The organism is Candidatus Amarolinea dominans (assembly GCA_016719785.1).
In the GTDB taxonomy this organism is placed as follows: domain Bacteria; phylum Chloroflexota; class Anaerolineae; order SSC4; family Amarolineaceae; genus Amarolinea; species Amarolinea dominans.
Genome location: JADJYJ010000029.1, coordinates 1 through 20750, shown reverse-complemented (window position 1 = coordinate 20750; position 20750 = coordinate 1). Strand labels below are relative to the sequence as shown.

Sequence of the window (20750 nt, the reverse complement as noted above, 5' to 3'; positions counted from 1 at the left end):
GTCGTCTCCTCGCTTACAGCCCTTGTTTGCTGGCCTGCGCCTTCAAACGTTGTATTTCATCGCGCAGAATCAACTGCATGACCGTACCCATGTCGCGCGCCGCGTTGTTGGTGCTGCGCTTGAACGTGTAGATCCGTTCTTTGACGAACGGCTCCAGGCGTTCCAGGCGCTTCAGCGCGTTGCGCGCCGGACGACGCGCATCCGCTGGTTCCTCGCTCTCGGATGGTCCCAGTGCGGTTGTCGTATCCAGGATCGCCTTACCCACGTCTGCCAGCTTGAGCGTGAAGGGGTTCTCGATGCCGGCCAGAGAGACGCCGCGCTTGATGAGATCAGCCTTGACGCGTTCGATCAAGCCGAGATGGAAGCCGGGTAGTTCAGTGAACTTGAGCATGAAATTCTGCAGGGCATTGAGGTATAAGCGCGACTCCTGTTCGCTCGTCGGGAGATTGGCGAAGCCCGCCTTGTCCAGATCGCGTACCACGCTGCTCTGGCTGAGGGTGAGCTTGCGACCGTCGCTCAGACGCAAGAAAAGTTCAGTGCTCTCATTGTTCTTCTCGTCCACAAAGGCGTCTTCGTAAATCAGTCCGTAGGCGCAAGCCAGGGTAAACGTACGCAGCTTGTCACGGTTACCCATGGCGATGACCAGTTCAGGCGCCAGGGCGCGCATCGGGTTGTTGGTCTCATTGAGCGTGGGAATGGACTGCTCGAAATCAGTGGCGTTCTGTTCCTCGGGGAAGAGATGAATGCTCTCGCGCCCGCGGTTGAGCTTCTCCCGATACTCCGGCTCACATTGGGTGTACAACTCGACGGCGTGCAGAGACGCGCCGCGCGAGACCTCCACCACCGTGCAGGCCATCACATTCTCAGCGGTCACGTCTACGTTGAAACCCTGGTCGCGCAGGGTGGCGCGTGAATTCTCCAGGAACTGGCGCGCATCATCGTCGCGGGCTTTCTCCAGATTGAAGGAGACATAGCGCTCCCGGAACATCGGCGCATCATTTTTGGCTGGGTTGTAGCGGAGGAAGGGTTCCTCCACGAGCAGGCAGCGGTTACTGAACTCGGAATGTCCACGAAACTCAGTCGCCAACCGTTCGGCGACCGTCGTGTTCGTACGCACCACCTGGAAAATGCCCTTGGCGCCGGCAAACCAGGTGTCGGCAATTTCCTCGGCGCCCCTGGCTCGCTCTCCCCACGTCGTCACCAGCCGGTAGTCCAGGGGAACCTGCTCATCGAGGCGCTCCCAACGCAAACCCTTCTGGTCGCCCACCTGCCCCATGATGCGCGCCACCGCGGCGCCGACGTGTTCAGGCCGCCGGTACAGCTCATCCTCGAACTGGGGATTGGTCAGATAGCGACGCACCTTCACCGTACGCTTTTCGTTGCGATTGGCCTCATGCTGGCGCGTACGCTCGATCAGGATGCGGTCCACATCCTTCAACGTTCGTTCCCAGTTCTCCAATTCCACACCCACGAGGTCGAGCACGCTGTTCTGGCCCGAGCTGTCCTTTTCGGCGGCGCCCAGGGAATCGAGCACGTCGAGTACAGTCCGATAGAGACGCTGGTGCAGCACCAATTCGATGCGCTCCACGAATTGACTCTTGAAAGACTCCTGCGCCTGGCGTGGTTTGGCCTTGAATGGCGGCAGATAACGGTCGAAGCGCGTATCGTTCATGGTTGTGACGGCCGTGCGCACACTCTCGCCTACCTGGCGCACTCGCGTCTCGACCTGCTGCTCCTGCCACAGACCCTCCAGGAGAGAGCGAAAGCGGGTCAGGTACCCATTCAAATGGGCCACTATCGCGCGGGCGTAAGGCAGGCGGTTAGGCAGCAGCATGCGTTGGTCGTTACGCCGGTTCAGCGCGTCCAGGAGGGCAGCATCCAGCACTTCGGCCAGTCTGATGCGCAGGGCATCGCGGTATTTGCCCAGGATCTTGTCCCAGTCGCCGCCGGAGCGCGAATCCGGGTCACCCGGGTCGAGCTGCGGGCCGAGGTAGTCATCCAGAAACTGCTCGGTGAAGTTCAACAGACGCGTAGCCCCGTCGGCGAAGTCCTCGCGGCGGTAGTCGCCATCCCGTGTCAACACGAGGTTGCCGCGCAGATACTCGAGCGATTGCTGAAGCATCTGGTAGTCTTCGGCGAAACCGCTGTCCGACAGACTGATCAACCCAAACAGACCCGGCCAGCTCATGTCCGGTCTTTCCGGGTTGACGCGGCGTGTGGCTACGATCGCCTTCTGAATGATATTGGGGTTGGCCTTTCCGGCCACCGCGCTGGTCGCAAAATTGCGCTCGACCTCGCCCAGGGCCTCCTGCTTCGAAGTTCCCTCCAATTTTGGATCAGGGATTGGGAGAAATTCGCGCGCCACCAGTTCACGCACGAAACGATAGGCGAAGCTCTCGATCACATCATCCACCGGGAAGATGTAGCTCATGACATTGAAACTGCTGTACATCCGACCCGTATCCTTATCGTAGTGCAAACCAGCGTTGGAACGCAGCGTCGCCAGCGCATCACCCAGGCTGCCATCAATGTGCGACAGGACAAAGTCGGAGATCACGGGGAAGACGCCCTTCATCGGGTCGCCGCTGAGGTCGAAATCCTGGCTGGCGCTGCGACTGGCTGTGTCCACCAGATAGACATGATCCAACGGTTGGTTGGTGCTCCAGGTGATGGACTGCTCGCCCTCCGCGTAGCGGATCATGTAAGGCATGTTGTCCGAATGCACCCGCGTAAAACGGTCGAGTTCACGCAGCGCCGCGAACGAATTCGGTTTCAGGTTCGTCGGATCGTTCATGAAGCTGGTGTAACTGGCGAAGGCGTCGGGCAGCACGATCACGGCCGAAACCGACACCGACTGCCAGTTCTGGTTGCTGCTGATCGCCTGCCGGACGAGGTTTGCGACGTCAATCAGCATTCCCGAGCCGGTCCCGCCTGCGACAGATCCGAGGATGAAGACCAGGCGTTTGCCCTTCTCGATGTCTTCGGCGCGCAGGGTAAGGGGCTGATCCTCGTCCGCCTTTCCATACATCCGTCCAATGGCCTCGACAATGGACTGATAGACCGGGTTGGCATAACGCAAGACCAACGCCGTACGACCAATGGGGCGGCGCTGCTGCGCGCCGCCGCGGATGTCGCGCTCGGCCGGGCTGAGCATGCGAGCCAGTTTTTCATGTTCGAGCCAGTGCATGAAGGGCGCCGTTTTGCCCGAGCGGATGTCGGCAAAAATCGTGTCCATCGTCATGCCGCCTGGACTGACGACGTGCTGAAACTCCGGCAGCCGATTGCGCTGATCAAAAGCGGGGTTCAATCGTGTGCCGGCGAAACGATCAATGTCGCGCAGGCTGTCGGTGTCCAACGCCAACAACACCACGTTGTCCGGCACCTCGCCGTAAGCTTCCTCCAGGCGTTCCTTCAAGATTATCAGGGATGCCTTGCCTGAACCGCCAACCCCGATCGCTAAGACTCGCTTGGCCATGTCTCGTATTCCTCCCTATCACGTGCTTGACTGGTTGCTTGCGCAACGATGAAATTGATTAACAATGCAACTGCTTCTGATCAGTTGAGAACTTGAGCGTCACGTCACCATACGTGAGCGAGTTCGGAATCTCACGGATGACGAATCGCAGAGCGCCTGTGGCGGCATCTACGACAACCGATTCTTTGCCCCGACGCTCCACACGGAACAGCACCGGCTTGATGTCGGATGCCGGTTTTGCTCCAGGCGTTGGCTTGACGCCAGGTGCTGGTTTGGTGCCACGCGTTGGCTTGACGCTTCCCACCTTGATATGACCTTTGGGGCCAATCGTGATCTTCGAACTGCGCGCGCTCAATCCGATGCTGCGAAGAGGCTTGACCGCGCCCAGCGCTTTCGGGCCTTCACAAATCAATACATACCCATCCGGAGGCGGTGAGATGGTCGTTACCAGGAGTAAGGGAATCAGATACAAAACCAAGAACGCCAGCATGCCCAGGGCCAACAACCCGAGCAGGATGATGAGCCAGATAGGCGGGGGGCATCCATCGAAGCGCGGCAACACCGACCACTGCGCCTGCGTTGGGCAGCTGTCGCTCGGGTCTCGAATGGTGTCGCTATCGGTGTCAGGCGGCAGCGGCGTGGGCGTCGGCGTTGGGGGAATGGGCGTCGGCGTCGGCGTCGGCGTACAGACTGGCCCCTGGGCTTTCACAGCCACCGTGTGGTCGCTGCGCGGCGGCACAGTCCCATCCTGGCTCTCCGAAACGAGCCAAACGCGCAGCGTGTCGTCCACGCTGGCGTCGCACGTCAGGTCGGTCAACATACGCTGACACAGATCGTTCAGATCGCCCACATACGTATCGCCTCCCCCAGGTGCAAACATCACTTCGCTGCCCGGTTCGGAGACTCGCGCGGCGCGCACTACGACGCTCTCGACACGCGCAGCATCGAGATCACCCGCCGTTACCGTTAGAATGGTTGGCTGTCCTCCTGCGCAGACGAAAGGCTCTGGAGACACCTCCTTGATATAAGCTCCGCGACCTACGTCTACCAACAGGTCGGCGCGTGCGATCGGAATGCGTCGGCCTTCGCGGTCGTCGGCTGAACCAGCCTCGAACATCAGCATGAAGCGCCCCGAGGTGGTCAACGCCGCCGGGTAGGTGGTGGCAAAATCATGAATGATCTCGTAGACGCCATCGGCGTTGGGCGCCAACGTAACCGGGATACGCAGCTCGGCAATGCTGCCATCGGGGTGAACGATACGGCCGCTGATCGGTTGTGGTTCTCGAATCGCATTCTCTGCCTTGTCCACCAACTGAAAACGCACCACAAATGGCAGCGACGGCGATTGGCGACCAGAAACCGCGTACTGATTAGTGACGGTAGTATGAATAAGCTCCGGCGCGAGGAACTTGAAGTCATATGCGCCTGCTCGATCCAGGAAGACCGTGACTGGCGAACTGGATGTCACGGTCCAGATGTCGTCGCGCGGCGCCTTGTCCAATCGCTTCGTACCAATCGAGATCACTTCGAAAGGATTGTCAGTGCCGCGAAACCATTCGACATCGGGGTCGCTGTCCTGAACAATCGTATCACCAGGGTCTTTGATTTCGACGCTTCCCTTAGGACTGTCAGATTCATGACTGATCGTCACGATCAGACGCTGCACATAGCGGCTGACGTAGACCCGCAGTGTCTCGCCAGGCGCCAGGGGAAATCCCGACGTTGGAATGGTGTTTTGCAACTGCGCCACGATCTCGTTGTAGGTTTTCTCGATGTCGCGAGCGTTGTTGACGCGGTAGGTGCGTACATGGCTGTACGTGCGCTGAAACCCCTCCCACAGTTTGATGTAGCGCTCGAATCCCTCCTCTGTTCTGGCAGGATTTTGCAGAAGAATCACGAACAATGGAATATCAGGGTGTTCGGCCACCAGGCTTTCGATCACGGCGCTGCTTTGTCCGGCTTCAGGATACGGACGTCCGTCGGTGAGCAGCACAACCGCCGGTTGATTGGCAGGGCGGCGAGCAGGAGATTCGAGCAGCTCACGATAAGCCATCCGTAGGGCAGGAACGAGTTGTGTCGCCAGTTGGGGCGCCGGTGAGTTGATCGCACGGGCCAGCAAATCGCGCACATCGGGCAGGGGACGCAGGGGGCTGACCAGCGTTGGTGGAGCTTCACCCATGCTGATGATCCCCATCTGGTAATCTGCCGCATTAGGCTCGGCAAATCCCAGGCGTGCGATGAACAGATCGGCGCCTTTGATGCGCAAGAACTCCGGGTCGTTGCCCCACACCTCGCAACCGGGGATAATTCTTTCACGCGGGAACATACTGCATGAGTTGTCAATCACCACCATCATGTCGGTCGGCTGACGCTCGCTCGCCGATTGCGCCCGCGCGGACAGCGCGAATGGCGGCGTCAGAACACCGTTGAAGATGATCAGGAGAATGACGATCAAACGCACGGCTTTTGTATTGACGTTCATGAGAGTCCTCTACCTTGTTTCCGTCCCCGGCTCATTTGTTTGTTCCGGCTTCAACTTCAACCGCCGGCATAGCCACGATTTGATTGCCGGTGGGGTTGTTCAGGAATCGTAGTTCGATCCAGTATGATTTTTCAGGCGCCGCTTGACCGGCGACCGGGGAACGATAGACGCTGCGCACCCGTGCTTCCACCCGCCCCATGGCGGGATTGGGATGAAGTTCGACCTCGAAGGTTGTGTTATCGGATGCCTCGGCTGTCCACACGGCCAACAGCGGAGTTTTAGGGGTGACCCGTTGCTCGATAATTTCCTGCAGCTTATCTACGGCCACCGCGGGCTTTGGCGGCTGTGCGCCTGGTTCGTTCCAAAGAAATTGGCTTCCCGGAGTTCCCAGAGCGCTCAAGTTCAAGCCTCCCTTATCATCGCGTATCTCTCTGGCCGAATTGAACACTCGCACACGCACCGACGAACGAGTAAATCCACGCTGACCTGTTGGGACGCGTCCGGCTATGACTGATGCAGCACGCAATCTAGCCAAGAGCGCACTCTCCTCCACCGCAGGGCCTTCCTCAATCTTCTTGCCATTTGGTGGCAGAGGTGGGGGTGGTGGCAGAGGTGGGGTGGCGGCGGCGGGGGGGGTGGCGGCGGCGGGGGTGGCGGCGGCGGGGGTGGCGGCGGCCTTCGCTCCAAAAGCCGCCACAACAGGAAGCCAATCAGCGGGATGAGTAATAACAGCAGCCAACGCCAATCGAAGCGAACGGATGGCGTTACGATCGGCGCGCCAGGGCCAGGCGTAAGTATGATCGTCGTGGCGCCACCGGCGACCGGTGTTGACGTGGATGTCGGCGTAAGTGTCGCCGCCGGCGCGTCTCCAACCACGACCACCTCATCCACTACAGGCGTCGTGACAGGCTGACCGTTCTGGTCGAGATAGGTGTGCAAGAACCCATTGCAGTCCAGGCACGCGGCGCCTGTCCGCGCCTGGAGGGGTGATGAGACGCCTGTGCGCACCCGAAAACGATAGCTCAGCTCAACCGGTTGGCTGCTGCTCACTTCACTGACGTCCCATACCACGCGGCCGCTATCCAGGCGACCTCCGTTTTCGATGCCAATGATGTCTACCAGGCCGGCGGGCGAGATTTCGTCGTAAACGCGGAAACCGCGCGCCAGCACGTCGGTGCTGCTGCCGGCTGCCCGCACGAACAAGCGACGCAAGTCCTCGGCTGACGGATCTCGCACCACCCGCTCAGCGGCCGTGAGCTTTGCCGCATCCGCCTCCTGAAGGCGTTCGTCATTCGGCGCGCTCGGTACGTTGAGCCAGTTGATGAGGATAAAGACCATTGTGTCAGCAGGAGCCTGACGAATCGCATCCTGCACGCCTGGCTGCAGGGCGAAGAAGTTGTCGTGAAACAGCAGGATCAGCACCTTTTGTGCTGCCGGCCGGGCCGTATCGCGCAGCAATTCGAGGGAGCGATTGATTCCAGTGGCAAACTCGCTGTCAGCGCCATTGTCAATCGCCACAATCGTGTTGCTGACAACCTCAGTGGTATCGGTCAACGGCAGCCGCACGTTGATCTCAGGCGCCGTCACGCCGGTGTCAACGGTGACAATCGCCAGACGGGAGCGCTGCGGCGCTCTGTCATCGAACTGGGTATACACCGGTTGGTCCATCTGCGCCCACAGCGAGCGCAAGATCTGCTTGGCCCGGAACAGATTCGACCCCGCGATCGGTTTCCCGGCGCTGGGTGAGGTGTCAAGTAACACAACCGCATCAATCGGCTGACGCGGTGCGCCATAACACTGGGGAAGACTATCACCAGATAATCGAATGAGTACTTGAACCTCTTGACCCGCCTGCAAGGCGCCACTCGGCGTCATCTGCTTGACCACATTGACAGACTGTGGCGCTGCCGCTGCTACGGGGCCAAGAGACGGCGGCACAGGCGTTTGCGCGCCTACCGAATGTGGCAGAAGCAGTGATAGCGCCAACAGTCCTAAGATCACGAACGTAGTTTCGATGCAACGCGAAGATTTCATCATTGTCTCAACCCTGTGAAGGCAATCATGCATTGAGCACCCACCCAATCTCCAACAAAAAAGACCGCCACGCGCGCCTACTTCCAGGCAAACGTAACGGCCTTCGGGTATCTTTCACCTCTGACAAGGCCACGAGAAGTCTCTATTCGGTTGGGTAGCTTGGCGGGGGGGATGGGCCAGGCTCAGGTGTCCGTCAGCCCTGCACGTCCATGCTCTGCAGTTTCTCGATGTAGCGCACACGGTTCTTCTGCAGGATGATCCTGACTTCGCCGTATTCGCCGACTTCGGCCAGGGCAAGATCAACCATCGTGATCTGGCTCGGGGTCAGAGTACGCAAAGGACGCTCCAGGGTGATCTGGTGCTGATTATTCGATTTGCTAGTTGATGCTTCCGAGTTCATGCTGCTCTTTCCTGTTACGCTTGGGTCGCCATTCGACGAGGACAAGCGCGGCGATGATATGCCGACGAGATGCTCAGGAACCGGTTGCGGTGCAGCTGCGCGTCTGTGCGCGCTGGTGAAATTTGCTGGCTGGACATTCACCACGAACGATGTGTCAATGTCTTACCACAATGATAATAGCAATTACAGACTAATGCAAATTCACAACACCGTCTTTGTTCTCTTGCGAACCTCAGTGGCCTTCCCCCCGTCGTTGACGGGTTTGTTACCCCAATTTTGATCCCAAGGCTGATCCCATCAGCCATCAGGCTTCCTCTGCAGGCTCCTCCCCCTCCTCCGCCCTGTCCACCAGCGTCTCTCCGCTCAGGCGCTCCCAGTCCTCGATGTTGACCACCACGGCCATGGGGCGGCCGTGGGTGGCGATGACAAAGCGCCGGTGGAGAAATTTCACCCCCTCGAGGATGTCCCTGGTGTTGAGTCGCAACTCACTGACGCTCAGGCGCCGTATGTCCATTGATGATCCTCCTCATGCAGGCACTGCGATCATGCACGCGGCCGGTTGTTGCACTTACTATAGCATAAAGACTCTTTCAGTGGTCTTCCATCTTTCTGTCAAAGTCTGTCAACTTTTACAACTCGTGCGATTTGTACAACTCTTATGATTCGTGCAAACACGCGCGCCAGGCAAAAAAACAGCCGGCCAGGTGGTGAACACCTGGCCGGCCCGATCGGAACACTACAACGGCGTCTGCTGGCTGAGGTAGTAGAGCACCCCACCCAGGATGAGGATCAAGATCAGGGTCGTGATGTCGTAGTTCCGGGACGTCTCGGGGGCGTCGGCGGTTGTGCGGTTGCGACCAGCGCCTACGGCCGAATTCACCAGGACCACGAATCCTAACACGGCTGCGAATATCAAAAAGGTTTCCATCGTGCGCCTCCCGTTCATACGCCTCCCGTTACGATTTCATGCCCATCTTCGACAATCAGCTCAGGAACGGCCGGATCAGGCCAAACAGCGTGAGTAACAGGATGACCAGCAAGATCAGGGCGGCCAGGGTTGCCCCCTGGATCGCGTTGGGTCAGGGAGCGCCACAAGCGGCGAAATGAAAACGACTGGGGGCGAGTCTGGCGGCGGAGGGGCCAGGACAAAGATCACCACAACAACCAACAGTGCCAGTGCAATAACAACAGCCATCGTTACGCCTCCTTCTGTCAATCAGAACAAGAACCTGCGCTGTGCGATGCTGCGGGGAATCTACGTGGTCGTACGTGGAGATTGTAGAGATTTGGCTCCCGCCAAACCTGTCATCAATCCTACAGGTGCATGACAGGCAGCGTTCCAATGGGCTGAGGATGTTCTTGAAGGCGGCCATCATAGCATCAGTTGTCCTTTATGGCAACCGCGCCTGCCACGGCTCTCCCTACCCACCCTCATGATTGAACGGCTGGCCGCTCGGCGCCAGGCGGTAACCGAAGCCACGCACGGTCTGGACGTAACGCGGGGCCTTGAGGTCCGGCTCGATCTTTTGCCTGAGCCGCCCCACCAGGCGATCCATGGCTTCATTGCTGACGCCTTCCCGATTCTGCACATCGCTGTAGACGCTGGCGGCAATGTCGTCACGCGTGGTCAGGTGATTGCGGTTCTCCCACAAACAGTGCATGAGGCTCGCCTCGTTGGGCGTCAACTCGACGTTGAGACGCACGCCGTCGCGGTAAACCAGCACTTCGTCCGGGTCGTAGATCAGGCCGCTGGCAGATACCGCGGGCAATGAAGCGGACAATGAAGCGGACAATGTGGCAGGCGATGAAGCGGACGCTGGCTTGCGCCGCCCCAACGTGCGCCGCAGCACCTCTTCAAGCTCGTGCAGCTCTTTGCTCTTCAATAAAATGTAGTCGGCGCCAAAACGCAGCCCACGCAGCCGGCTGCTCAAATCCTCGCTGGTCACCGACCACACCACGATCGGGATGTCACGCGTCAGGTCGTTTTCACGCAGCGCGCGAATCACCGCAAAGCCGTCCATCCCTGGCATCAGGATGTCCAGGATGATCGCGTCGGGCCGCTGCGCCAGCGCTAGTTCGACTCCCTCCGCGCCGCTGGCCGCCTCGCTGACCTGGTACCCCAACGGCGTGAACCAATCGGCCAGGCTCTCGCCAAACCCCGGCTCGTCATCAATCACCAATAGCTTTGCACCCTGCATACCATCCTCCGCATATCCCAAAGTCAAAACCCCAGAACTCAAACCAGAAAGCCCAACCCGCCTCACACATTCAGCTCCGAGCATTCAGCCCCTACTCTGCCCCTACCTTTTGCACTCTGCACTTTGCACTTTGCACTTTCCGCTCTGCCCCTACTCTGCCCTTTGCACTTTCCGCTCTGCACTCTGCACTTTGCACTTTGCACTTTGCACTTTGCACTTTGCACTTTCCGCTCTGCGCTCTCTGCCTTCCTCCTCAGTTTCCCGGCAAGAAAACCATAAACGTCGCGCCACCCCCCGGCGTGTCGTGTATTTCGATCTCGCCGCCATGCCGCTGCACAATCTCCTGGCAAATGGCCAGCCCCAAGCCAAGCCCTGTGGTTTGATCCTGGCTCGTGTTCGTGATCTGAAAATACTTCTCGAACACGCGCGTGCGCATCTCCTCTGGGATGCCGATGCCGCTGTCGCTGATCGTGATACGTATGCGGTCCTTCCAGGTGTCACAGCCCAGGGTGATGGCGCCGCCCGCCGGGGTGAATTTGATGGCGTTCTCGATCAGGTTGTCCAGCACCTGCTCCAGGGTGTACTGATCCCCCACACGGCCAGGCTGGCATGGGCAAAACGCTTGATGCCGAGATGCAGCTTCTTGCGCTGGGCGGGGTCTGCGGCCCGCCGCTGCGCCTGGCGCAAGAGAGTTCTCACGTTGAGCTGTTTCGGATCGAACGAGATGCCCGGATGGTCGCCGCCCGCCTCCAGCCGGCTGAGGAGCAGAAGTTTGTCAATCTGACGCTGTTGGCGCTCGAGGTAACCCGTCAGTTTTTCCAGGCGATCATGCTGCTTTTTGGTCAGAGCGCCCAGCTTGCCCGCCAGCAGGTTGCCGGTAATGTTCTTGGCCTGGGCGAGCGGCGAACGCAAGCCATGCGTTGCCTTGTGCAGCTCCGCGGTGCGCACTTCATTCGCACGCAGCAACTGCTGTTGGCGCTGCGCGCTGGCAAAGGCAATCGCAGCCTGCGTGGCAAAGGTGTGCAGACCGCGCACCTCATCGCCGTTGAACTCATGTTCGTAGGTGGTGTAGACCGCCAACGTGCCAAAGACCCGGTCGCCGGTCAGCAGCGGCACGCAGAGCATGGAGACCAATCCCTGCTGGCTGGCCCAGTCCTTGTGCTTGAAATCCGGGTCCTGGGCGATGTCCAGCACATAGCGATGACGCTTCTCGCGCGCAACCCAGCCCATCACGCCCTCGTGCAGACCGATCTCCAACGCCGCGCCGCTGGCCGGCTCACCCGTGCGCCGGGATCAGGATGAGGCGGTCGCCCTCCAACAGGTGCAGGGTGCAATCGCTGTAGCTCAATGCCGGGCCGGTCATGATCTGCGCGATGCGGTCGCCAATCTGCTGGCGGTCCGGGGTGCGGCTGAGCAGTTCGTTGACCTCGAAGATGCTAGTCAGGCGCTGGGTCTGGCGCAGGTTGGAAATGGCGGTCGCCACCTGGCTGGCAATGGTGGAGAGCAGGTCGCGATCATCATCGCTGAAGCCGGCCTGGTCCAGCGCGCCCTCTGGCGTCAGTTTGTTGAGCACACGCAGCACGCCAAAGGTGTGGTAGGCGTCATCCAGCGGCACAGCGATCAAGTGCTGCGCCTGGCCGCTGCGCAAGATGTCGCGATAGCGCCGGCGATGCGCCTCGATCACCAGCGGGCAGTCGTTCACCTGATTGCAGGCCACGGCCTGGCCAAAACGTGTCCCACGCTCCTGGTTGGCCTCGGCAGTCAGGTCATGTGGATCGCGGCTGGCCGCCGGCGGCTGACCGCCCTGGGCATGGCAAGGGCAATTGTCCGGATGCACAGGCGGCTGGGCGCAGCTCGCCAGGCCGGTCAGCCCTTCACCCACGCGGTAGATTTCGTCTGGAAACAGGCCGTCATCCTGGCCATCGCTGTCCTGGCGGCGCAGGACGCCGTCCTTGAGCAGGAAGATCGAAGCTGTTTCAGCCCGCAACCGCGCCCGTGAGGTGACCACGGCGTGGTGCAGGACGGTCTGCAGGTCAAGCTCGCGATTGAGCGACCGGCTCAGCTCGTGCAAGAGGGCCAGGCGCTCCTTGCGCTCTTCCGCCTGCTGCCGCACCTGTTCGTACAACTCAGCGGTCTTCGCGCCAGCGCGGCCTCGTGCGCGACGGTCTGCAAAAAGGTCTGGTCGGTCGGACGAAAGCGCTCGGCCAGCGACGACTGCACGCTGATCAGGCCGATGACGGCGTGCTCATACTGGATGGGCACGATCAGCGCGGCGCGCATGACGCGGCTGCCCGCGGGCGCAGCGGCCGGCGGCGGCAGGTTGTTATGCAGGCCGGCGACCCCGCTGCTCCACACGCCGCGTTCCAGGTCTGCCAGCGCCTGGGTGACGGTCTCCCGCGCATGGGTACTGCCCGCCTGCACCGGCTGCTCATGCACCAGGCGCAGGCGCGTCTGCACCTGACCCACAGTCAGATGCAAGGTTTTCAGCGCGGCCTCAAGCGTGGTCTGGCAGACGGTTTCCAGCGAAACCGGGTGGGTGGTGGTCTGGCCGATCTCACGCACCGCATCCATCTCAAGCTGGCGGCGGTAGTAGAGATCGGACTGATAGAGCGTCAGGGCCAGGCGATCGGCGAACTGCTGCACGACCTGCGCGTCGGCTGTGGGCAGACGCAGCGGTCCGCAGCGCAGCGTTGACAGCTTGAGCAACCCCACACCGTGTCGTTGTGGACCAGGGGCACGGCGAGGATGCCACCCTCCGGCGAGCAGGGTGCAACCGGCGCCACCGGGGTTTGCGCCTCCGCCGGATGATCCTTGCCTTCCGGCCGCCAGGGCAGTTCTCCGTAGGCCAGGGCCTGCGCCAGCCAGGATGCCGTTTCGCCCTGCCAGGGATCGCCGGCGCTGGCGCGCTGATATTCGATGGGTCTGACCGGCGCGCTGTGTATCCCGGCCAGGCGTTGTGCGAGGCCCGGTTCCAGGTTGATGGCACGCGGGAGAGGGCAGGCGCCACGCTTCCACCGCGGGCTGCACCAATTCCCGGCGCACGATCAGGCGGTTATTCTCACGGTCGAGGACGATCACGGCGGCGCTGTGATCGTATTTAATGAAGCGCTGCAGTTCATCCAGCAAGAAGCTATAGAGGTCAATCGGGTTCTCTTTGCGGTTGGCCTGTTCCATGATGCGCATCAGCAAACGCAGGCGGTGCGCATTCTGTTCATGCGCCAGCAGAACGCCAACCCGCCGCAGCCAGCGCTGTTCGCGGCCGGAGAACATGACGCCAGGCCGCAGCAGCGCCAGCACGCCGTTGGGCGCCTGGCCGCTAACGGCCGCCGGCAGGCCCAGGACCCCGCCGGGCAGTTGGGTGTACCACCGGTCATGACCCGCAGCCTGCTCCGGCCGGCCACGCAACGGCCCAGTCGGTAGGTCAAATCGAAACGGTTGCTGAAAGGGTCGGCCAGCGCCAGGCAGATAGCCTCGGCGCCAAAGAAGGTTTGCACGCGGCGCAGGCCAGCCAGGCGGGCCTTGTGCGCATTGTCGGGCGCGGCCCACAGCTCGCCCAGTTCGAGCAGGAGCTGATGGGCGTCACGCGTGGAATGGGCCTGCGGATCGGGCGGCTCCGCAGCGAGATCGTCAGATTGAGTCGGCGGCAGGGGTGTCATGGTGTGCCTCGATGACAACCCCTGCGCGCCAAGCTGGCGCGCAGGGGTCTTGCAACAACGGGCGATCAGCTGACCGGGGGTGGATTACGAACTTCAGGCGTTGACGCCGGCGCCGGGGCGCGTAGGTTGGCCAGGCCCAGGGCGGTGGCGCGGGTGTTTTCTTCCGTGGCGATGAGCAACGTCAGCAAGCCGCCAGCCGCAGAGGATGACGAAGTAAAACAGGCCGCAGACGACGGGCAGCAATGCAGCAATCCACAGGGCAGCGGTCGGAATGGTCAGCTTGAAGCCGAGCACATTCTGATAGTTGCCGCCGAGAATGAGCGCCAGGCCGGCGGCCAAGCCCAGGAGCAGGCAGATGGCGGCAAACAGGCGCAGCATGAAGCTGGTGAAGCGCAAGAACCCGAAACGCTTTTGCATGACGAGCCTCCTGTTACTTGCTCGTTACGGGCTGATCTTTTCGGCGCCCTCTCGCCAGCGGGAACTCCATGTAGATGGTCAGGTCAAGGTTGGCGATGAACGGGGCAACTTCGCCACCAGGTCGAGCGCGGCCGGGTCTACGCTGCCTGTGCCTTTGGCCAGTTCCAGCGCGTTGAACTCGGCCTCGCCCCAGCCAATCAGCGGCAGGGGGGTCGTTGTTGACCGAGACCTGCAGACCGGCGCTGCTGGACTGAATCGTGATGAATTGAACGTTGGAGCGCATCAGGGACTGGATGGTGTCCGGCGTCAGGTAGATGGGCAGGTTGGTCAGCCCCATCTGCGCCAGGGCAGCGGCATCCGGGCGGAACATCTGGCCGCCGCGGCCAATGACCTGCGGCGCGCCGGCGGCATCGTAGACGATGGGCAACTGTACGACGGCCGCGGCCGGGAGCTGCGCGCCGTCGGCCGCGGGCGCGGGTGGTTCCTGGTCTTCGGGGCGCACTTCGATCTTGGTGGCGCCGGCCTTGACGGGAATCATGAAGACCAGGTCAAGCCCGACGCTGCGCACCATGGGCAGAAGGGAAGGGATCCACTCAGCCAGGTGCATACCGTTGACCTGCGGATCGAACGTCTGCAGCATCTTGGCCGCATTTTGCAGTGTGTTCTGGTCCCATTTAATGTAAGGCAATGCCTTCCCGTTGACGAAGAGATAGAGGCCATCACCGCGGTGCAGCAGCTCGATGTGCTGGATGTTGTTGGCCTGGAACTGGGTGACCTGCTCTGGGGTGAGCTGCAGCGGCGCCATGGGACTGCCGGTTAGCTTGGCAAGGTCGGCGAGCGACATGCCCATGACGGTGGGCGTGCCCTGTTCATCAATGTTGACGGTGATGCGGGCAGTTCGATGAGGAACTCCTGGGGGCTGGTCTTTTCGCCTTGCGAGGTTGAAGGAACGGGCGCGTGCCACAGGCCGTGAGCACAAGCACTGTGACGAGCAACAGAGACAATCCATCCGAATCGCTTTGACACCATAGTCAATTCTCCTGGTCAGGTATGTTGGCGCCCGAGCTGCGCCGGCTTGCGGTTGTGCGGGGGAAGTGAGTTTGTTGTGGACAAGCACGCCGGGGAACGAGGCCGCCGAATGAATTCGGGGCGAAAGGGCGTTCCGCCGCCAGGTCGGCCTGCGCCGACCGCAGCTTGGCGGGCATGAATGGGGCGAGTGGGACTCGAACCCACACGGACGGTTAGTCCTTCGGTTTTTAAGACCGATGCGTCTGCCTGTTCCGCCATCACCCCAAGAACTGGCGCTGATCTGTTGTCAGGTTTATTCTACACGCACTGACAAAAAATGTAAAATGGCGACTCACAAGAACGGTCTTTGGTCGGACGACGTTGGACGGAGAAGCGAACTCTGTGGCGGAGGGCATCGTCACGCCGGAGACGCCACGGCTAACGGAAGGCTTCTGCGTCTGGCGTTAAGACACCTTCACGTCAACACCCTGATCTGGTTCGCCTGCGGTCCCTGGCGTGTGCTCGATGCCGTATTCGAGCAGTAAGTTCGGTTCGATCGCGCCGGCGTCCGCGGGCAGGGCGTCGCGATGAAAGAAGAGGTCCTCGCCCGTGGAGCGGCTGATGAAGCCATAGCCGCGGCGCAAGTTGTACCATTTGACCAGGCCGCGCTCGCGGCCTGACCGCGGGCAGCAGTTGCGCGCAGGCCGGGCACAGCCGTCGCGTCGGTTCGATGCCGCCCGCGGCAGCTCGCCGGCCGTCCAAATGAAGGGGATGCCGCAGCGTTGACATTCGCTGGTGCGATCTCGGTATTCGTGCATGAAGGTCTCCTGGGGGTTGAACCGCCAAACTCCGTTTGACAGATACCAGGTTCTGGGCTAAAATTGACGCGTGGTTGGCGACGTAGCCAAGTGGCAAGGCAGGGGTCTGCAAAACCCCGATCGCCGGTTCAAATCCGGCCGTCGCCTCTCAACCGGCTTCCGGGATTCTCAGTCCCGGAAGTTTCTTTTTCGCAACGATGAATCAAGCGAAGGGGGGGCATGCCTTTCGCCGCCTGCGTGGGCGGCATGGGTTTCGACCGCCCCAAGTTTTTCTGGTTGAGCTGGGTCCTCAGGGGTATTTTAGTCCATTTCGGTGGTATGGTAAAATCGGTCGCCCCCGAATTCTTTGGGGTAGAAGGAAGATCAAGGATGGCAGATGCAACGCATGCGGTTTACCTACACTAGCAGGGTGAGCCGCTGAAGTGGATTGGGCACCTCGACCTGGCGCGTGTGGGAGCGGGTGCTGCGACGCCGCGTGCCGGTGGCGTACACGAAGGGCTTCAATCCGCAACTGCGCATTCAGTTTGCCTCGGCGCTGCCGGTGGGCTGCCGTGGTCGCGCAGCTGGCCGATTTGTGGCTGAATGAGCCGATAGCGCCGGCCCAGTTGCGGCGAAGTTACAGCCCGAGCTGCCGCCGGGCATCGAGATTCGCGATATCCGCGAAGTTGATCTGCACGCCACGTTACAGGCGTTGATGTGGCCGCAATTATGTGGTTCAGATTTTGCCCGAAGGCGCAGTGGATGTGGCGCAGGCGATTAGCTTCACAGCCGCAGCGCAGGTACTCAAACAACGCCCGCGACGGCAAGACCGACTTGCGGCCGCTGATCGAAGACCTGCGCGGGAGGGTACGGATGACGAGGGCTGGGTCCACCTGGCGCTGCGCGTCAGCAGCCGACCAGGCGCCACCATGCCCGATGAACTGCTGGAGGGTCCTGGACTGACCGATTGCGCCCGCCGCATCGAGCGTACGCAGCTCATCCCTGGCCGCGGAACCTGACAAATCCGCCGGCGAACCGCGTGACGCAGACGCCGCCTGGCCTTCGGCGCGGACAGCGAGCGGGAACCCGTCGCCAAAGTCCTGCCGCGTCCGACCCGCACAGGCTGGGGCGGCTTCGACTAATAGAAATTGTCAAAAACCGCAAATTGGGTATTGACAAGTCGCTGACCGTGTGCTATACTCCGATCAGTTAAACGCTTAAATGACCGTGTGCCGCCGAATGGATTGCGGCACTATTTTTTACAAGAGGTTAAACGTTTAACATGGCGGGCACGACGACTATTCGCGATGAGGCCTGAGGCGTTCCATCGCCACGGTTTCTTATGTGCTGAACGACTCCCGGCGCGTCACCGAAGAGACGCGCCAGCGTGCTCGGCGCCGTGACCCGACTGGGCTACCGCGCCAACATCACCGCTCGCAATCTGCAGGCCAACGAGACCCGCCTCTTTGCTATACCTGGCAACCCAGCCCGCCCGACCAGTTCAATCCTATCCTCGACAGCTTTCTGCAGGCCGCAGTCGTGCCGCCGCCCGCCGCGGCTATCGCTTCCTGGTTTTTCCCACGGCGACTATCGCCGATGAACTGGCCACCTATCAGGCGTTGATCTTGGAAGGCCAGGTGTGGACGGCTTCGTCCTGTCCAACACGCATCTGGAGGATGAGCGGGTGCGCTGCCTGTTGGATGCAGGCTTTCCATTCGTGGCCTTTGGCCGCTCGAACCCGGGTTGGGATTTTTTCCTGGGTGGACGTAGATGGCACGGCCCGGCGTGCGCATGGCTGTCGAACACCTGCTTGCACAGGGCACCGGCGTATCAGTTGCCTGTCTGGCCGGCGCCTTCGTTAGCGGGCCAACATCGGCTGAATGGTTTCTCGCCGCCATGCAAAAGGCGGGGCTGGCACAGATCCGGCCTGGATCGAGCGCGAAAACACGTACGCGGACGCTTACGCCAGCACCGACGTCTGCTGGCGCCCGCCAGATCGTCGCCCAACGGCCATTGTGACGATGTCTGACCTGATGGCGATCGGTGTCATCAACGCGCCTGGGATGCCGGCGCTGAGCCGGGGCGTGGCTGGCGGTCATCGGGTTCGACGATGCGCCCGTTGGCGCTTCCTGCGGCCGTCGCTGACCAGCCTGCGCCAGCCAATCGCCGAGGTGGGGAGCGCCTGGTAGGCATGCTGGTTGACCTGTGCGCGCTTAGCGCAGCACGGAACACGAGGTACTCTTGCAGCCGGAACTCATTGTGCGGGCATCGAGCGACGCTATGTGGGAGAGCTAAGCAACTGTGAAACTTGAAGCGATCATCTTTGATCTCGACGGCGTGATAACCGACACCGCCGAATACCACTACCGGGCGTGGCAGCGACTAGCCGATGAAGAGGGATTGCCCTTCAATCGGCGGATCAACGAACTCATCTGCGGGTCTCGCGCCGCGTCTGGCTGGAGATCATCCTGGCGGGCCGGCCGGCGACTGAGGCCGAGATCGCCGAACGACCGAGCGCAAGAACCGCTATTATGTCGCCATGCTTGCCGGGGTCACGCCGGCCGACCTGCTGCCTGGCGCGGTGGATCCGCTGCGGAGTTACGCGCGGCCGGCGTCAAGGTGGGCATCGGTTCCGTCAGCAAGAACGCTACACCGTCCTGGATCGCCTCGGCATCTGCGATCTGGTGGACGCCATCGCCGACGGCTTCCAGCGCCGAACGCAGCAAGCCTGCGCCTGACCTCTTCTTGAAGGCCGCCGAGATGCTGGGCGTGCGTCCAGCCTTCTGCGCGGTGGGAAGATGCCGGAGTGGGGATTGATGCGGCGCTGGCCACGGGCATGTGGGCGATCGGCCTGGGGCCGGCGTCGCGGGTCAGGTCCTGCGCACGCTCGCTTCGAGAGCCTGGCGGGGGTGACGCTCGCCGCCATTCGCACGGCCCTGCAGGACGCCGCGTGGACGATTGCGGAGCCGATCTTCGTACCGGACTCGCAGAGCCACATGGAAACCGTGTTCACCATCGGCAATGGCGCCATGTGCAGCCGCGGGGTCTTCGAAGAGGGGTATCCGGGCGCTATGCCGGCCTGTTTTGCGTCTACCGCGGTGGGACGACATGCCCGTCAACTACACCGAATTGGCGAACATCCTGCATGGGGGGCGTGGACATCTGGGCCGATGGCGAGCGTTTCCGGCCTGATCGCGGCCAGGTTCTGGGTTATCATCGCCAGCTCGACCTGCGCACCGGCGCCTCTCACGGCAGGTGCGCTGGCAGCCGCGGGAGGGGGGGCCAGTGCTGGAACTGACTTCGAACGCTTCATCAACCTGGCTGATCCCCACGGCGGGCGCTGCAGGTGACGATCACGCTGGCCGAGGATAAACGGTGCTGCGCGCACCGGGGTGAACGTTACGGAGAACACCGGGCTGCTGCATTGGAATCTGGTAGATCAGGTCGCGGGCCCGGACACGGCAGCCGTGCAGGTGCGCACCCGCCACCAAACCGATCTGGCGGTCGCCGTGGCGGTCAAGCTGTCAAGCGCCAGGCCGTGGCAGTCCAGCCGCTGCGACGCGAGGGTCGGCCCGCGACCGAGTATCACATGACTCTGACCGCGGGCGCAAGCGCAACGCTGCACGTTCGTGGCGGTGGTCAGCAGTCACGATGCCCCCGACCCGCTGGCGATCGCCCAGGCGACAGCGTAGGCCGGCCAGGTTGCCGGGTATCGTGCCTGGCGGGCGGCTAATGATGCAGCCTGGGCCGAAATTTGGGCGGCCCCGGATGCAGATCGAAGGGGACAACGAGGCCGGATCGCGCTGCGCTTCAACCTGTTCCAGTTGCTCATCGCAGCGCCGCAGCACACCGACTGCGCCAGTATCGGCGCCAAGACGCTGAGCGGTTTCGGCTACCGGCACCACTCTTCTGGGACACCGAAATTTTCATGCTGCCCTCTTCACCTTCACGCAGCCGGCCCTGGCGTTGCACGTGCTGATGTACCGCTGGCAGCCAACGCTGCCCGCACGCTGGGAGCGACGGCGAACGGTTTTGCGGGCGCGCAGTTTCTGGGAAAGCGCTGACGACGGCCGCGGCGACTCCCACCTGGTGCCCCACGCCGCCGATCGCGGCTTCATCCGCATCTGGACGGGCGACATCGAGATTCACATCACGGCCGACAGTGCCCGCGAATCGCGCAATACTGCGCGATCGGCGACGACGCCTTCGCGTGATTACGGCGCCGAGATGGTGCTGGACGGCGGCGACGTTCTTGGGCCAGCGCGGCGCAACTCGAAGCGGAT

Annotated in this window: 22 protein-coding genes, 2 tRNA genes and 1 pseudogene; 8 read left to right on the top strand and 17 right to left on the bottom strand. The window is 61.7% G+C overall.

Translation table 11 applies throughout. From position 1 onward, the window contains the following. Positions 1–13 precede the first annotated feature (13 nt). The 17 genes from IPM84_21965 to IPM84_21885 form a co-directional block, all read right to left on the bottom strand. Positions 14–3475 carry a hypothetical protein gene (locus IPM84_21965; protein MBK9095369.1) on the bottom strand — a complete coding sequence of 1154 codons (3462 nt, stop codon included), beginning with the start codon at positions 3473–3475 and terminating at the stop codon, positions 14–16. Positions 3476–3533: 58 nt separating this feature from the next. After that, on the bottom strand, positions 3534–5957 hold the full coding sequence (locus IPM84_21960; GenBank protein ID MBK9095368.1) for a VWA domain-containing protein: 2424 nt from the start codon (positions 5955–5957) through the stop codon (positions 3534–3536). Between the two features lie 31 nt (positions 5958–5988). Then, complete coding sequence (locus IPM84_21955) at positions 5989–6357, bottom strand: hypothetical protein (protein ID MBK9095367.1); 369 nt, start codon at positions 6355–6357, stop codon at positions 5989–5991. A gap of 104 nt (positions 6358–6461) precedes the next feature. Then, entirely contained in the window at positions 6462–7718 is a 1257-nt protein-coding gene (locus IPM84_21950) for a VWA domain-containing protein (GenBank protein MBK9095366.1), read from the bottom strand. Positions 7719–8184: 466 nt separating this feature from the next. Continuing rightward, a complete protein-coding gene (locus IPM84_21945; protein MBK9095365.1) occupies positions 8185–8391 on the bottom strand; it encodes a hypothetical protein in 207 nt (68 codons plus the stop codon). Between the two features lie 304 nt (positions 8392–8695). Further along, entirely contained in the window at positions 8696–8905 is a 210-nt protein-coding gene (locus IPM84_21940) for a type II toxin-antitoxin system Phd/YefM family antitoxin (protein MBK9095364.1), read from the bottom strand. A 222-nt stretch (positions 8906–9127) separates the two neighbouring features. After that, complete coding sequence (locus tag IPM84_21935; protein MBK9095363.1) at positions 9128–9319, bottom strand: hypothetical protein; 192 nt, start codon at positions 9317–9319, stop codon at positions 9128–9130. 493 nt (positions 9320–9812) lie between these two features. Next, positions 9813–10589: a response regulator transcription factor gene (locus IPM84_21930; protein MBK9095362.1), complete on the bottom strand. Its 777-nt coding sequence runs from the start codon at positions 10587–10589 to the stop codon at positions 9813–9815. A gap of 253 nt (positions 10590–10842) precedes the next feature. Further along, complete coding sequence (locus IPM84_21925; protein ID MBK9095361.1) at positions 10843–11184, bottom strand: ATP-binding protein; 342 nt, start codon at positions 11182–11184, stop codon at positions 10843–10845. After that, positions 11142–11819: a GAF domain-containing protein gene (locus tag IPM84_21920; protein MBK9095360.1), complete on the bottom strand. Its 678-nt coding sequence runs from the start codon at positions 11817–11819 to the stop codon at positions 11142–11144. The genes IPM84_21925 and IPM84_21920 overlap by 43 nt, the downstream gene beginning before the upstream one ends. Positions 11820–11865: 46 nt before the next feature. Beyond that, positions 11866–12714 (bottom strand): GAF domain-containing protein, encoded by an 849-nt coding sequence (locus IPM84_21915; protein ID MBK9095359.1) that lies wholly within the window; start codon positions 12712–12714, stop codon positions 11866–11868. Beyond that, positions 12648–13886: a GAF domain-containing protein gene (locus IPM84_21910; protein MBK9095358.1), complete on the bottom strand. Its 1239-nt coding sequence runs from the start codon at positions 13884–13886 to the stop codon at positions 12648–12650. The genes IPM84_21915 and IPM84_21910 overlap by 67 nt, the downstream gene beginning before the upstream one ends. After that, the gene (locus IPM84_21905; GenBank protein ID MBK9095357.1) at positions 13772–14245 is read right to left on the bottom strand and encodes a hypothetical protein; all 474 of its coding nucleotides are present in this window, start codon (positions 14243–14245) and stop codon (positions 13772–13774) included. Before IPM84_21905 ends, IPM84_21910 begins: the two co-directional genes overlap by 115 nt. 93 nt (positions 14246–14338) lie before the next feature. Then, positions 14339–14662, bottom strand: coding sequence for a hypothetical protein (locus IPM84_21900; protein ID MBK9095356.1), 324 nt, complete (start codon positions 14660–14662; stop codon positions 14339–14341). Between the two features lie 13 nt (positions 14663–14675). Further along, positions 14676–15626, bottom strand: coding sequence for a hypothetical protein (locus tag IPM84_21895; GenBank protein MBK9095355.1), 951 nt, complete (start codon positions 15624–15626; stop codon positions 14676–14678). A 244-nt stretch (positions 15627–15870) separates the two neighbouring features. Next, positions 15871–15955 (bottom strand) — tRNA-Leu (locus IPM84_21890). Between the two features lie 179 nt (positions 15956–16134). After that, positions 16135–16488 (bottom strand): cold shock domain-containing protein, encoded by a 354-nt coding sequence (locus IPM84_21885; protein MBK9095354.1) that lies wholly within the window; start codon positions 16486–16488, stop codon positions 16135–16137. Between the two features lie 76 nt (positions 16489–16564). On the opposite strand from IPM84_21885, the gene IPM84_21880 reads away from it, so the two are divergent. The 8 genes and pseudogenes from IPM84_21880 to IPM84_21845 all read left to right on the top strand — a co-directional run. Further along, positions 16565–16635, top strand: a tRNA-Cys gene (locus IPM84_21880). A gap of 280 nt (positions 16636–16915) precedes the next feature. Next, positions 16916–17074, top strand: coding sequence for a DUF2344 domain-containing protein (locus IPM84_21875; protein ID MBK9095353.1), 159 nt, complete (start codon positions 16916–16918; stop codon positions 17072–17074). A 124-nt stretch (positions 17075–17198) separates the two neighbouring features. Further along, positions 17199–17486: a hypothetical protein gene (locus IPM84_21870; protein ID MBK9095352.1), complete on the top strand. Its 288-nt coding sequence runs from the start codon at positions 17199–17201 to the stop codon at positions 17484–17486. 325 nt (positions 17487–17811) lie between these two features. Beyond that, positions 17812–18090: a hypothetical protein gene (locus IPM84_21865; GenBank protein ID MBK9095351.1), complete on the top strand. Its 279-nt coding sequence runs from the start codon at positions 17812–17814 to the stop codon at positions 18088–18090. Between the two features lie 257 nt (positions 18091–18347). Beyond that, positions 18348–18656: a hypothetical protein gene (locus tag IPM84_21860; protein ID MBK9095350.1), complete on the top strand. Its 309-nt coding sequence runs from the start codon at positions 18348–18350 to the stop codon at positions 18654–18656. A gap of 112 nt (positions 18657–18768) precedes the next feature. Further along, positions 18769–19352, top strand: a pseudogene (gene pgmB / locus IPM84_21855) (beta-phosphoglucomutase). Between the two features lie 111 nt (positions 19353–19463). Continuing rightward, positions 19464–19817: a hypothetical protein gene (locus tag IPM84_21850; GenBank protein ID MBK9095349.1), complete on the top strand. Its 354-nt coding sequence runs from the start codon at positions 19464–19466 to the stop codon at positions 19815–19817. A gap of 616 nt (positions 19818–20433) precedes the next feature. After that, positions 20434–20750: hypothetical protein (locus IPM84_21845; protein MBK9095348.1), on the top strand; the 317-nt coding region annotated here is incomplete at its 3' end.

Excerpts from the sequence above, each read along its gene's own strand:
- IPM84_21965 (MBK9095369.1), bottom strand. The coding sequence starts at position 3,475 with ATGGCCAAGCGAGTCTTAGCGATCGGGGTTGGCGGTTCAGGCAAGGCA.
- IPM84_21960 (MBK9095368.1), bottom strand. The coding sequence starts at position 5,957 with ATGAACGTCAATACAAAAGCCGTGCGTTTGATCGTCATTCTCCTGATC.
- IPM84_21945 (MBK9095365.1), bottom strand. The coding sequence starts at position 8,391 with ATGAACTCGGAAGCATCAACTAGCAAATCGAATAATCAGCACCAGATC.
- IPM84_21940 (MBK9095364.1), bottom strand. The coding sequence starts at position 8,905 with ATGGACATACGGCGCCTGAGCGTCAGTGAGTTGCGACTCAACACCAGG.
- IPM84_21935 (MBK9095363.1), bottom strand. The coding sequence starts at position 9,319 with ATGGAAACCTTTTTGATATTCGCAGCCGTGTTAGGATTCGTGGTCCTG.
- IPM84_21930 (MBK9095362.1), bottom strand. The coding sequence starts at position 10,589 with ATGCAGGGTGCAAAGCTATTGGTGATTGATGACGAGCCGGGGTTTGGC.
- IPM84_21920 (MBK9095360.1), bottom strand. The coding sequence starts at position 11,819 with ATGGGCTGGGTTGCGCGCGAGAAGCGTCATCGCTATGTGCTGGACATC.
- IPM84_21905 (MBK9095357.1), bottom strand. The coding sequence starts at position 14,245 with ATGACACCCCTGCCGCCGACTCAATCTGACGATCTCGCTGCGGAGCCG.
- IPM84_21900 (MBK9095356.1), bottom strand. The coding sequence starts at position 14,662 with ATGCAAAAGCGTTTCGGGTTCTTGCGCTTCACCAGCTTCATGCTGCGC.
- IPM84_21885 (MBK9095354.1), bottom strand. The coding sequence starts at position 16,488 with ATGCACGAATACCGAGATCGCACCAGCGAATGTCAACGCTGCGGCATC.
- IPM84_21860 (MBK9095350.1), top strand. The coding sequence starts at position 18,348 with ATGGTTTCTCGCCGCCATGCAAAAGGCGGGGCTGGCACAGATCCGGCC.
- IPM84_21850 (MBK9095349.1), top strand. The coding sequence starts at position 19,464 with ATGGAAACCGTGTTCACCATCGGCAATGGCGCCATGTGCAGCCGCGGG.